The sequence below is a fragment of the Streptomyces sp. NPDC005533 genome (genome assembly GCF_042871845.1).
Taxonomy (GTDB): Bacteria; Actinomycetota; Actinomycetes; order Streptomycetales; family Streptomycetaceae; genus Streptomyces.
This window is the reverse complement of sequence record NZ_JBIAJH010000011.1, coordinates 206648-219192: the sequence shown is the minus strand read 5'-3', so window position 1 is coordinate 219192 and position 12545 is coordinate 206648. Positions and strand designations below refer to the sequence as shown.

The 12545-nt window shown below is 69.6% G+C and carries 14 protein-coding genes and 1 tRNA gene; 13 read left to right on the top strand and 2 right to left on the bottom strand.

The annotated features are described in order from the left end of the window. The first annotated feature begins 370 nt into the window (after positions 1-370). The 5 genes from ACFYP3_RS14350 (at position 371) to ACFYP3_RS14330 (ending at position 4526) form a co-directional block, all read left to right on the top strand. Entirely contained in the window at positions 371-940 is a 570-nt protein-coding gene (locus ACFYP3_RS14350) for a TetR/AcrR family transcriptional regulator (protein WP_388831438.1), read from the top strand. An 80-nt stretch (positions 941-1020) separates the two neighbouring features. Continuing rightward, a complete protein-coding gene (locus ACFYP3_RS14345) occupies positions 1021-2472 on the top strand; it encodes a DHA2 family efflux MFS transporter permease subunit (protein ID WP_388831436.1) in 1452 nt (483 codons plus the stop codon). A 110-nt stretch (positions 2473-2582) separates the two neighbouring features. Next, entirely contained in the window at positions 2583-2981 is a 399-nt protein-coding gene (locus ACFYP3_RS14340; RefSeq protein WP_388831434.1) for a DUF3291 domain-containing protein, read from the top strand. Then, positions 2978-4093 (top strand): UDP-N-acetylmuramate dehydrogenase, encoded by a 1116-nt coding sequence (locus ACFYP3_RS14335; protein WP_388831432.1) that lies wholly within the window; start codon positions 2978-2980, stop codon positions 4091-4093. The genes ACFYP3_RS14340 and ACFYP3_RS14335 overlap by 4 nt, the downstream gene beginning before the upstream one ends. Positions 4094-4109: 16 nt before the next feature. Further along, positions 4110-4526 (top strand): hypothetical protein, encoded by a 417-nt coding sequence (locus tag ACFYP3_RS14330; RefSeq protein ID WP_388831430.1) that lies wholly within the window; start codon positions 4110-4112, stop codon positions 4524-4526. On the opposite strand, the gene ACFYP3_RS14325 is transcribed toward ACFYP3_RS14330, so the two are convergent. Both ACFYP3_RS14325 and ACFYP3_RS14320 read right to left on the bottom strand, forming a co-directional pair. Next, positions 4516-5535: an adenosine deaminase gene (locus tag ACFYP3_RS14325; protein WP_388831428.1), complete on the bottom strand. Its 1020-nt coding sequence runs from the start codon at positions 5533-5535 to the stop codon at positions 4516-4518. The genes ACFYP3_RS14330 and ACFYP3_RS14325 overlap by 11 nt on opposite strands. A 163-nt stretch (positions 5536-5698) precedes the next feature. Next, complete coding sequence (locus ACFYP3_RS14320) at positions 5699-6925, bottom strand: pyridoxal phosphate-dependent aminotransferase (protein WP_388831426.1); 1227 nt, start codon at positions 6923-6925, stop codon at positions 5699-5701. Positions 6926-7172: 247 nt separating this feature from the next. Here ACFYP3_RS14320 and ACFYP3_RS14315 point away from each other — a divergent pair. From ACFYP3_RS14315 to rplL, 8 genes are all read left to right on the top strand, one after another. Continuing rightward, positions 7173-7245, top strand: a tRNA-Trp gene (locus ACFYP3_RS14315). A 106-nt stretch (positions 7246-7351) separates the two neighbouring features. Continuing rightward, a complete protein-coding gene (gene secE, locus ACFYP3_RS14310; protein WP_030388883.1) occupies positions 7352-7633 on the top strand; it encodes a preprotein translocase subunit SecE in 282 nt (93 codons plus the stop codon). Between the two features lie 84 nt (positions 7634-7717). Further along, positions 7718-8632, top strand: coding sequence for a transcription termination/antitermination protein NusG (gene nusG, locus ACFYP3_RS14305; RefSeq protein WP_388831424.1), 915 nt, complete (start codon positions 7718-7720; stop codon positions 8630-8632). Between the two features lie 164 nt (positions 8633-8796). After that, a complete protein-coding gene (gene rplK, locus ACFYP3_RS14300; protein WP_030710298.1) occupies positions 8797-9231 on the top strand; it encodes a 50S ribosomal protein L11 in 435 nt (144 codons plus the stop codon). Between the two features lie 88 nt (positions 9232-9319). After that, the gene (rplA, locus tag ACFYP3_RS14295; protein ID WP_030710300.1) at positions 9320-10048 is read left to right on the top strand and encodes a 50S ribosomal protein L1; all 729 of its coding nucleotides are present in this window, start codon (positions 9320-9322) and stop codon (positions 10046-10048) included. Between the two features lie 178 nt (positions 10049-10226). Then, on the top strand, positions 10227-11174 hold the full coding sequence (locus tag ACFYP3_RS14290; RefSeq protein WP_388831421.1) for a hypothetical protein: 948 nt from the start codon (positions 10227-10229) through the stop codon (positions 11172-11174). Between the two features lie 308 nt (positions 11175-11482). Beyond that, on the top strand, positions 11483-12013 hold the full coding sequence (gene rplJ, locus ACFYP3_RS14285) for a 50S ribosomal protein L10 (protein WP_030710304.1): 531 nt from the start codon (positions 11483-11485) through the stop codon (positions 12011-12013). Between the two features lie 110 nt (positions 12014-12123). After that, a complete protein-coding gene (gene rplL / locus ACFYP3_RS14280) occupies positions 12124-12507 on the top strand; it encodes a 50S ribosomal protein L7/L12 (RefSeq protein WP_030710306.1) in 384 nt (127 codons plus the stop codon). The last annotated feature ends 38 nt before the right edge of the window (positions 12508-12545 follow it).

Genomic DNA, 12545 nt, shown 5'->3' with positions numbered 1-12545 from the left:
AAGGGCGCTCCTTCGTCGCGTCGCTGCGCGATGGCCTGCGGCCACCCTTGACCGACCGACCCGCCACGAAAACACGAAGACAGCCGGGAAACCCCCGAAGGGACGGGCCGGGCGGGCGGGCGGGAGGCGGGCACGTCCGTGACCTCCGGCCGGGGTGGGGTCCGGGTGCGCCCCGGATCGCTACGCGCTTCGGTCGGCTCGGCGGCTGCCCGCCGTCCTGGGCTGGGCATAGGCCGCCGTCGATCGCTACCCGCTTCGGTCGGCTCGGCGGCTGGCCGTCGGCCTGGGCTGGGATCCAGTGCTGCGTGGTCTCTTGGAGCCTCGGTCTGCGGCCTTGACTAAGTTAGTGATTGAGCACTAACTTGAGGGCATGGCAAGGATGAGTGCAGATGAGCGGCGGGAGAGCGTGATTCGTGCGGCGATGCACGAGTTCGCGCGTGGGGGTTACTACGGGACCTCCACCGAGGCGATCGCCAAGCGGGTGGGCGTTTCGCAGCCGTATCTCTTCCGGCTCTTCCCGAACAAGCCCGCCATCTTCCTCGCCGCGGCCGAGCGCTGCCTGAGGGATACGCGGGCCGTTTTCGCCGAAGCCGCCGAAGGGTTGCACGGCGAGGAGGCCACCCATGCCATGGCGAACGCCTACACCCGGCTGATCGCCGAGGATCCCGACAAGCTCCAGATGCAGCTCCAGATGTACGTCACCGTCGCCGCCGCCGAGGCGGCCGGGGACCACGAGCTCGGCGAGCTCGTGCGCAAGGGCTGGATGGAGCTCTGGGACACGGTCCACGTGCCCTTCGGTGGGGACGTCAGTGAGACCACGACCTTCATGGCGTACGGGATGTTGATCAATACTCTCGCCGCCATGGGGTTCCCGCCCGAGCACCGGGTCTGGGAAGGTCTCTATCCGTCGGCCCGCGCCAAGGGGCGCCTGGAGAAGTGAGGGCGCGCGAGATCCGCTCGCGCGCATTTCCATGGGCACGGAAGTTAGTCAGCAATAACTAACAAGTCGCAGGGGGAATCGTGAACACGCAGGACACGGACACCAAGCTCCGAGGACCCGCCATCTGGGCCCTCATCCTCACCGGCACGGCCAGCTTCATGGCCGCGCTCGACAACCTGGTCGTCACCACCGCCCTCCCCGCCATCCGCGAGGACCTCGGCGGCCGGCTGGAGGACCTGGAGTGGACGGTGAACGCGTACACGCTCACCTTCGCCGTCCTCCTGATGTTCGGCGCCGCCCTCGGCGACCGCTTCGGCCGCCGCCGGCTCTTCATCGCCGGCCTCGCCGTCTTCACCGGCGCCTCCGCCGCGGCCGCGCTCTCGCCCGGCATCGACGCGCTCATCGCCGCCCGCGCCGTCCAGGGCGTCGGCGCCGCGGTCATGATGCCGCTCACCCTCACCCTGCTCACCGCCGCCGTACCGGCCGCCCGGCGCGGCATGGCCCTCGGGATCTACGGAGCCGTCACCGGCCTCGCCGTCGCCAGCGGGCCCTTGATCGGCGGCAGCCTCACCGAGCACATCTCCTGGCAGTGGATCTTCTGGCTGAACGTCCCGATCGGGCTGGCGCTGATACCGCTCGCCCGCCTGCGACTCGCCGAGTCCACCGCCCCCGGATCCCGGCTCGACATCCCCGGCACCCTGCTCATCAGCGGTGGCCTCTTCGGCATCGTCTACGCCCTGGTCAACGCCAACTCCGAGGGCTGGACCAGCGCCCCCGTCCTCACCGGCCTGATCGTCGGCGCCGCGCTCGTCGGCGGCTTCATCCACCACGGCTTCAACAACGCCAACCCCATGCTCCCCATGCGGCTCTTCCAGAACCGCGGCTTCCTCGGGATCAACATCGCCAGCCTGCTGATGTTCCTGGGCATGTTCGGCTCGATCTTCCTGCTCAGCCAGTTCCTCCAGGGTGTCGCCGGCTACTCGCCCACCGAGGCCGGCCTGCGCATGCTCCCCTGGACCGGCATGCCGATGATCGTCGCCCCGCTGGCCGGCATCCTCTCCGACCGCATCGGCGGCCGCCCCGTCGTCGCCGCCGGGCTCGCCTTCCAGGCCCTCGGCCTCGGCTGGTTCGCGGCGGTCCTCAGCACGGACGTCTCGTACGCCGCCCAGCTGCCGCCGCTGATCCTCAGCGGGATCGGCATGGCCCTCTACTTCGCCCCGGCCGCCAACGTCCTGATGTCCACCGTGGCCCCCGCCGACCAGGGCAAGGCCTCCGGCGCCAACAACGCCCTCCGCGAGGTCGGCGGAGCCCTCGGCGTCGCCGTCCTGGCCTCGGTCTTCTCCGCCCAGGGCGGCTACGAATCCCCGCAGGCCTTCACCGACGGCACCGTCCCCGCCCTGTGGATCGGCGCCGGCGCCGTCGCCCTGGCCGCCGCCTTCGCCCTGCTCCTGCCGCGCCGGCCGAAGCCCTCCGCGGCCCCCGCCGCCGTCGATCAGGTCGCGCCCCTCGAAAAGGTGCCCGCCGCCGGCTGACCGCGCCCGACCCCGCTCGCCGGCCGGGGGCCGCGCGGGAGGTGGCCGCGAGAACCGCAGCACCCCCGCGCACGAAGATCCGTACGCATCATCGTGAAGGAGCGCCCGCCATGCCCGACATCCCCTGGTCCACCCCCACCCAGGCGGCCCCCGACGCCGAGGTCCACGTCATGGCCTCCCGCTTCGAGACCGCCACCCTCGCCGGCGCCGTCAGGTTCTTCCTCAAGGCCCCCGGCATCGTCCGGCAGATCCGCGGGGCTTCCGGCGCCCACGGGGTCGCCCTGCGGGCCCGCGTCCTGCGGCGCACCTTCCTCACCCTCTCCGCCTGGGAGGACCGGGACGCGCTCTACCGGTTCGCGGGAAGCGAGCCGCACCGGTCCAGCTCCCGCGCGGCCGCCGCGTTCATGAAGGAATCGACCTTCACCTTCTGGACCGTGCGCGCCGACCAGCTGCCCATCGGCTGGGAGGAGGCCGAGCGCCGGCTGGCCGAACAGAAGGCCGCCTCGTGAGGCACGGTCCGTGGCCCCGCAGGGATGCGAGGGGCACGGACCGTACTCTTGTCCCCGTGCAGGAACTCCACGACGCCCCCCTCGCCCCGCTGACCACCTTCCGTCTCGGTGGCCCCGCTGCCCGCCTGGTCACCGCGACCACCGACGCCGAGGTCGTCGCCGCCGTGCGCGCCGCGGACGAGAGCGGCACCCCGCTCCTGGTCATCGGCGGCGGCAGCAACCTGGTCATCGGCGACAAGGGCTTCGACGGCACCGCCCTGCGCATCGCGACCACCGGCTTCGTCCTGGACGGCACCACCCTGGAGCTCGCGGCCGGCGAGAACTGGAGCGACGCCGTCGCCCGCACCGTCGACGCCGGCCTCGCGGGCGTCGAGTGCCTCGCCGGAATCCCCGGCTCGGCCGGTGCCACGCCCATCCAGAACGTCGGGGCGTACGGCCAGGAGGTCTGCGACACCATCACCGAGGTCGTCGCCTACGACCGCACCACCGGCGAGACGGTCACCCTGACCGCCGCCGAGTGCGCCTTCCGGTACCGCAACAGCACCTTCAAGGACCAGCCCGAGCGGTACGTCGTCCTGCGCGTGCGCTTCGCCCTGGAGGACGCGGGCGGCCTGTCCGCGCCGATCAAGTACCCCGAGACCGCCCGCGCCCTCGGCGTCGAGGCCGGCGAGCGGGTCCCGGCCGCCACCGCACGCGAGACCGTGCTGCGCCTGCGCGCCGGGAAGGGCATGGTCCTCGACCCCGCCGACCACGACACCTGGTCGGCCGGCTCCTTCTTCCACAACCCGATCCTGACCGCCGAGGCGTACGCCGCCTTCCTCGCCCGCGTCCAGGACCGCCTCGGCCCCGACACCGCCCCGCCCGCCTACCCCGCCGGCGACGGCCGTACGAAGACCAGCGCGGCCTGGCTGATCGACAAGGCCGGCTTCACCAAGGGCTACGGCACCGGCCCCGCGCGCATCTCCACCAAGCACACCCTCGCCCTCACCAACCGCGGCGAGGCCACCACCGAGGACCTCCTCGCCCTGGCCCGCGAGGTCGTCGCGGGCGTCCACGCGGCCTTCGGCGTCACCCTGGTCAACGAACCGGTGACGGTCGGCGTCAGCATCTGAGGAGTCCCGGCCGCCCATGCTCTGTCCCCTGCACGGGGCCGGTACGGACCCCACCCGTCTCGTGGGGCGCACGCTCAGCAGAGTCGTCGCGTCCTGGCACATCAGCGACGGCGAACGCTCCGAGGCACCCCTCGACGTGTGGCTGATCGACAGCGTCGGCGACACGATCCGGATCACCACCGGGTCCGACCAGTGCCTCATCGTCGAGTCGGCCCCGCCCCACGAGCCGTACGACATGGGGGAATGGGGCCGCATCGAGGTCGGCGAGGACCTCGGCGACCACCCCTTCCTGCGCCACCTCGGCGAGACCGTCGCCTCGGTCGCCGAATTCGCACTGCCCGAGCAGGGCCGCACCCACCTGGAGATCGGCTTCCAGGACGGGCACCGGGTGCGGGCCGACTGCTACGAGGGGGACCTGCGGCTCACGCGGTGAGCCAGTGGTCGATCCCGGCCAGCAGCTTCTCCTGTACGTCGGCGGGCGCGGCCGAGCCGCGGACCGACTGGCGGGCCAGCTCGGCGAGCTCCGGGTCCGTGAAGCCGTGGTGGCGGCGGGCGATCTCGTACTGGGCGGCGAGCCGGGACCCGAACAGCAGCGGGTCGTCCGCGCCCAGCGCCATCGGCACCCCGGCCTCGAAGAGGGTGCGCAGCGGGACGTCCTCGGGGCGTTCGTACACCCCGAGGGCGACGTTGGAGGCCGGGCAGACCTCGCAGGTGATCTGGCGGTCGGCGAGCCGCTTCAGCAGCCGGGGATCCTCCGCGGCCCGCACGCCGTGCCCGATGCGGGCGGCGTGCAGATCGTCGAGGCAGTCGCGGACGGAGGCCGGGCCGGTGAGCTCGCCGCCGTGCGGGGCGGCGAGGAGGCCGCCCTCGCGGGCGATGGCGAAGGCCCGGTCGAAGTCACGGGCCATGCCGCGGCGCTCGTCGTTGGAGAGCCCGAAGCCGACGACCCCGCGGTCGGCGTAGCGGACGGCGAGGCGGGCCAGGGTCCGGGCGTCGAGCGGGTGCTTCATGCGGTTCGCGGCGATGAGGACCCGCATGCCGAGGCCGGTCTCGCGGGAGGCCGCGTCGACGGCGTCGAGGATGATCTCGACGGCCGGGATCATGCCGCCGAGCAGGGGGGCGTAGGAGGTGGGATCCACCTGGATCTCCAGCCAGCCGCTGCCGTCCCGTACGTCCTCCTCCGCGGCTTCGCGCACGAGGCGGCGAATGTCGTCGGGCTCGCGGAGGCAGGAGCGGGCGGCGTCGTAGAGCCGCTGGAAGCGGAACCAGCCGCGCTCGTCGGTGGCGCGGAGCTTCGGGGGCTCGCCGGCGGTGAGGGCGTCCGGGAGGCGCACCCCGTACTTGTCGGCGAGCTCCAGGAGGGTCGATGGTCGCATCGACCCGGTGAAGTGCAGGTGGAGGTGGGCTTTCGGCAGAAGCGTGAGATCGCGTGCGTGCTCCATTTGTTGATCCTGCCGTACCGCTGCGCTCGGCGGGAGGGGGTTTTACCTTTTGGGGGCTTGCCCGAACGCGAGAGCGGGACGTGGGGAGCGCCGGATGTGGCTGAGCGGCGCCGCCCCCGTACGGGGGAGACGCCGCTCAGGTCCGGCTGCGGGCGCGTCAGGCCTAGGCCTTGGCCTCCGCGAGGAGCTTCTGGACGCGGGAGACGCCCTCGACCAGGTCCTCGTCGCCCAGGGCGTAGGACAGGCGCAGGTAACCCGGCGTGCCGAAGGCCTCGCCGGGGACGACCGCGACCTCGACCTCGTCGAGGATCAGGGCGGCGAGCTCCACGGAGCTCTGCGGGCGCTTGCCGCGGATCTCCTTGCCGAGGAGCGCCTTGACCGAGGGGTACACGTAGAACGCGCCCTCGGGGGTCGGGCAGACCACGCCCTCGATCTCGTTCAGCATCCGCACGATCGTCTGGCGGCGGCGGTCGAACGCGGTGCGCATCTCGTGCACGGCTTCCAGGTTGCCGGAGACGGCGGCGAGCGCCGCGACCTGGGCCACGTTGGAGACGTTGGAGGTGGCGTGCGACTGCAGGTTCGTCGCGGCCTTGACCACGTCCTTCGGGCCGATGATCCAGCCCACGCGCCAGCCGGTCATCGCGTACGTCTTGGCGACGCCGTTGACGACGATGCACTTGTCGGCCAGCTCGGGGACGATCGCCGGGAGGGAGACGAACTTCGCGTCGCCGTAGACGAGGTGCTCGTAGATCTCGTCGGTCAGGACCCACAGGCCCTTGTCGGCGGCCCAGCGGCCGATGGCCTCGGCGTCGGCCTCGCTGTAGACCGCGCCCGTCGGGTTGGACGGGGAGACGAAGAGGACGACCTTGGTGCGCTCGGTGCGGGCCGCTTCGAGCTGCTCGACGGAGACGCGGTAGCCGGTGGTCTCGTCGGCGACGACCTCGACCGGGACACCGCCGGCGAGACGGATGGACTCCGGGTAGGTGGTCCAGTACGGAGCCGGGACGATGACCTCGTCACCCGGGTCCAGGATGGCCGCGAAGGCCTCGTAGATCGCCTGCTTGCCGCCGTTGGTCACGAGGACCTGCGACGCGTCGACCTCGTAGCCGGAGTCGCGGAGCGTCTTGGCGGCGATCGCGGCCTTCAGCTCGGGCAGGCCGCCGGCCGGCGTGTAGCGGTGGTACTTCGGGTTGCGGCAGGCCTCGACCGCGGCCTCGACGATGTAGTCCGGGGTCGGGAAGTCGGGCTCGCCGGCACCGAAGCCGATCACCGGGCGCCCGGCGGCCTTGAGGGCCTTGGCCTTGGCGTCGACGGCGAGGGTGGCGGACTCGGAAATGGCGCCGATACGGGCGGACACCCGGCGCTCGGAGGAAGGCGTTGCAGAGGTCATGCGAGCAATCGTCCCAGACGGCAAAGAAGCGCCGCACACCGTTTCAGTCATCGGACCGGAGCCGCACGGGACAGGGGACGGACGCCCACGAACGCCCTCCGGACGACGACCTGGGCATGTCAGCCCGGGTGCTGTTCGACGTCACGGTTCAGTTCACGTACACTCACCTGTCGTTGGACCTCGCCAGCCGCTGCAAAGCGTGAGCACTCCGTGCACTCGCCCGGATGCGGTAGGTTGGGGGACACAAAGGGTCGTAGCTCAATTGGTAGAGCACTGGTCTCCAAAACCAGCGGTTGGGGGTTCGAGTCCCTCCGGCCCTGCTCCACACTCCTTCTCGGACGTGTGTGCGCAGGTACGTACTTAGATGCAACGCCGTGCGGCGCAACCGGGCGCGGTACGGCCACGACCCGGATTCAGGTGAGAGACGTGACGGACGCCCTGGGCTCCATCGACATGCCTGACGCCGAGGACGAGACGCGCGAGAAGAAGGCCCGCAAGGGCGGCAAGCGCGGCAAGAAGGGCCCTCTGGGCCGGCTCGCGCTTTTCTACCGCCAGATCGTCGCGGAACTCCGCAAGGTTGTCTGGCCCACTCGCAACCAGCTCACGACGTACACCACCGTGGTGATTGTCTTCGTCGTCATCATGATCGGTCTCGTGACCGTGATTGACTTTGGGTTCGAAAAAGCCATCAAGTTCGTCTTCGGCTGATCCCCGCGGAGGGCGGCGCCTTGATGGGTGTCGCCCGTTTTCGCATGTTCCACCACCTTTTGTATCCAGGAAGAAGCAGCCACCGTGTCTGACCCGAACCTGAACGCGAGCCACGACTCCGTCGAGTCCGTCGAGGACGAGCTCGACATCGTCGAGGCGGCAGACGCTGTGGACCCCGATGAGGCCGAGCACGCCGACGCCAAGGCGGGTGTCCCCGCCGAAGAGGCCGCGCTGCACGTCGAGGGCGAGATCGAGGACGACGCCGAGATCGAGGACGACGCCGAGTTCGAAGAGGCCGCCGACGAGGTCGAGGCGGACGTCGAGGCCGAGGCTGACGGCGCGGAGGCCGAAGAGGCCGCCCCGGTCGAGCCCGCCGAGCCCGTGGACCCGGTCCAGGCCCTGCGCGACGAGCTCCGTCTGCTTCCCGGCGAGTGGTACGTGATCCACACCTACGCGGGCTACGAGAAGCGCGTGAAGGCCAACCTGGAGCAGCGCGCCGTCTCGCTGAACGTCGAGGAGTTCATCTACCAGGCCGAGGTGCCCGAGGAAGAGATCGTCCAGATCAAGAACGGCGAGCGCAAGAACGTCCGGCAGAACAAGCTGCCCGGTTACGTTCTCGTCCGCATGGATCTGACGAACGAGTCCTGGGGCGTCGTCCGCAACACCCCCGGCGTCACCGGCTTCGTCGGCAACGCGTACGACCCGTACCCGCTGACCCTGGACGAGATCGTCAAGATGCTCGCGCCGGAGGCCAAGGAGAAGGCCGACAAGGCCGCCGCGGAGGCCGCCGGTCTGCCGGCGCCCGCCGTCAAGCGCACCATCGAGGTCCTGGACTTCGAGGTCGGCGACTCGGTCACCGTCACCGACGGCCCGTTCGCGACGCTGCAGGCGACGATCAACGAGATCAACCCCGACTCGAAGAAGGTCAAGGGCCTCGTCGAGATCTTCGGTCGCGAGACCCCGGTCGAGCTCAGCTTCGACCAGATCCAGAAGAACTGATCTTCTGAGACAACGCTTCCGGACAGGTCAGATCGCCCCGTAAAGGGTGGTCTGACCTGCTCGGTTTTCAGCCCCGCACCGATACCCGTTATCGTGGTGCGGTATGCCTCCATCCGGATGACCGGTTGGCGGCGAAAAACTCTCACTAGGACCCGGAGAGAGCAATGCCTCCCAAGAAGAAGAAGATCACGGGGCTCATCAAGCTCCAGATCAAGGCCGGTGCGGCCAACCCGGCTCCGCCGGTCGGCCCCGCGCTCGGTCAGCACGGCGTCAACATCATGGAGTTCTGCAAGGCCTACAACGCCGCGACCGAGTCGCAGCGCGGCATGGTCGTGCCGGTGGAGATCACGGTCTACGACGACCGTTCCTTCACCTTCATCACCAAGACTCCGCCGGCCGCGCGCCTCATCCTGAAGCACGCGGGCGTGGAGAAGGGCTCCGGCGAGCCCCACAAGACCAAGGTCGCCAAGCTCACGGCCGCCCAGGTCAAGGAGATCGCCGAGCTGAAGATGCCCGACCTGAACGCCAACGACATCGACGCCGCCGTGAAGATCATTTCCGGCACCGCGCGTTCGATGGGCATCACCGTCGAAGGCTGATCCAGCCCCCTCCAGCACCACCAGTGGTAGGACCAAGCGCTGGTCCGCACCACGACTCCACGCCTGAAGAAAACACACAGGAGCAGAAGTGAAGCGCAGCAAGACTCTCCGCGCTGCGGACGCCAAGGTCGACCGGGAGAAGCTGTACGCCCCGCTCGAGGCCGTCCGTCTCGCCAAGGAGACCTCCGCGACCAAGTTCGACAGCACCGTCGAGGTCGCCTTCCGCCTGGGCGTCGACCCGCGCAAGGCCGACCAGATGGTGCGTGGCACCGTGAACCTCCCGCACGGCACCGGCAAGACCGCCCGGGTCCTGGTCTTCGCGACCGGTGACCGTGCTGCGGCCGCGGAAGCCGCCGGCGCCGACATTGTCGGCGACGACGAGCTGATCAACGAGATCGCCAAGGGCAACCGCCTGAACGAGTTCGACGCCGTTGTGGCCACCCCGGACCTCATGGGCAAGGTCGGCCGCCTCGGCCGCGTGCTCGGTCCCCGTGGCCTCATGCCGAACCCGAAGACCGGCACCGTCACGATGGACGTCGCGAAGGCCGTCACCGAGATCAAGGGTGGCAAGATCGAGTTCCGCGTCGACAAGCACTCGAACCTGCACTTCATCATCGGCAAGGTCTCCTTCTCCGATGAGCAGCTGGTCGAGAACTACGGCGCGGCCCTCGACGAGATCCTTCGTCTGAAGCCGTCCGCCGCGAAGGGCCGCTACATCAAGAAGGCCGCCCTGAGCACCACGATGGGTCCCGGCATCCAGCTGGACTCGAACCGCACCCGGAACCTCCTCGTCGAGGAAGACCCGGCTGCTGTCTGAGCCTGACGGCTCGCTGAGTGGCTGAACGGGCCCCTCGCCCCCTTCACAGGGCGGCGAGGGGCCCGTTTCCGTGTTTCGGGCCACATGTCCCCCGATACGGGCGTAATGGGGGCGAGATCCGGCCGAGGGGGAACGTAGGGTCGCGTTGACTTCGACGCACGATCATGGGGGAGAACACATGCACAAGGCTGTCCGGACCCGAGCCGGCATCGCGATCGCGGGTATTGCACTGCTCGTGGGCGGCCTCACGGCCTGCGGCGGCGACCAGGCCGACGGGGGCAGCGGCACGGCCGAGGGGGGCCACGGGGCGGACGCGAAGGCGCACGCGCCCGCGGAGGCCGTGAAGGCGTCCTACCTGAAGACGGTGGCGGCCAAGTTCGCCAAGGCGGAGCTGTCCATCGTCGGGGCCGACGGCAAGACCAGCACCCAGTCCGGCACGAAGGGCTGGTACCCCTCCAGCCACGACCTGCTGCTGAAGGGCGAGCGGCCCGAGGCCCGCTCGATCATGATTGAGGACCTCATCTACACCCAGCTGGACAAGCCCCTCAAGGGCAAGACCTGGATGAAGATGAACCTGGCCAAGGACGGCAAGCCGGGGGTCCGGCTGAACGACGACCCGGCCGAGTACCTCGCGATGCTGCTGGGCCAGGAGAAGGTGACCCACGTCGGGGCCGAGAAGGCCGACGGCATCGACGCCCAGCACTACAAGGGCACCCTCACGAACGAGGACCTGCTCAAGGCGGACGAGTCCACCAAGGTCATGGAGGAGAAGAACCGCCAGTACCTCCACGAGTCCGTGAAGCACGTCAAGAGCGTCGAGGTGGACCTGTGGATCGACAAGGACGGCTACCCCGTCCGCGTCGACAGCGTGAGCACGGACGGCAGCGGCTCGACGAAGACCACGGCGAAGTTCACGGACTTCGGCAAGGCCGCCCCGGTCCAGGCCCCGCCGGCCGACCAGGTCGTCGACCTGGAGGACAGCCTCAAGGACACCGACCAGAGCCTCAAGGACACCCGCGAGAGCCTGAAGGAGACGGACCAGAAGCTGAAGGACGTCGACGCGGACCTGAAGGAGGCCGACAAGACGCTGCGGGACGCCGGCCTGGGCGGTCTCGGCGGCTCCTGAGGCGCCCCCGGCGGCTCCCGCGGCCGGTCCCGGCACCCCGCGGGGCGGCCGGGCCCGAGGCGATTTGCCTCGACTGGCGGCCTTCACGTACTCTTCCGGAGAAGCCAAAGACCGCTGGTCGTTGCCGTGCCCGCAAGGGTGCGGTGGCCGAAGGATCCGCTGAGTGCGGACGTCCTGCGCAGGTGTTCGTGGAAAAGCTCCCGGAGTGATTCGGTCGAGCTTAAGCCCCGTGCGCTTGCGCCGGGGCGTTTCGTTTTGTTCAGCCCCTTCTGAGCGGTCCTCATCACCCGGAAGGAGGCCGACGCTCTATGGCAAGGCCCGACAAGGCTGCCGCGGTAGCCGAGCTCACGGACCAGTTCCAGAGCTCGAACGCCGCCGTGCTGACCGAGTACCGGGGTCTCACCGTCGCGCAGCTCAAGACGCTGCGTCGTTCGCTCGGTGAGAACGCCCAGTACGCCGTGGTGAAGAACACGCTGACCAAGATTGCGGCCAACCAGGCCGGGATCACCGCGCTGGACGAGCACTTCGCTGGTCCGACCGCGGTCGCCTTCATCACCGGTGACCCGGTGGAGTCGGCGAAGAGCCTGCGTGACTTCGCCAAGGACAACCCGAATCTCATCATCAAGGCGGGTGTCCTTGATGGTAAGGCGCTCACCGCCGATGAGATCAAGAAGCTTGCGGACCTCGAGTCCCGCGAGGTTCTGCTCAGCAAGCTGGCCGGCGCGTTCAAGGGCAAGCAGTCTCAGGCTGCCTCGCTCTTCCAGGCGCTGCCGTCGAAGTTCGTCCGCACCGCGGAAGCGCTTCGCGTCAAGCTCGCCGAGCAGGGCGGTGCCGAGTAATTCGGCTCGCGCACTGATCCACGCCGCCTAGTGCGTGGGTCGTAGCGGGCCGTTACGCCCGCCTCTATATACATCCGGCACCTGCCGAATTAGTGGAAGGATCGCCCATCATGGCGAAGCTCTCTCAGGACGACCTCCTCGCCCAGTTCGAGGAGATGACCCTCATCGAGCTCTCCGAGTTCGTGAAGGCCTTCGAGGAGAAGTTCGACGTCACCGCCGCCGCGGCCGTCGCCGTTGCCGGCCCCGCCGCCGGTGGCGCTGCCCCCGAGGCCGCCGAGGAGCAGGACGAGTTCGACGTCATCCTCACCGGTGCCGGCGACAAGAAGATCCAGGTCATCAAGGTCGTGCGCGAGCTGACCTCCCTGGGTCTGAAGGAGGCCAAGGACCTCGTGGACGGCGCTCCGAAGCCGGTCCTCGAGAAGGTCGCCAAGGAGGCCGCTGACAAGGCCGCCGAGTCCCTCAAGGCTGCCGGCGCGGCTGTCGAGGTCAAGTAACACCTCTGAGGCCCCTCTGGGGCCTCAACCAAGGGCGA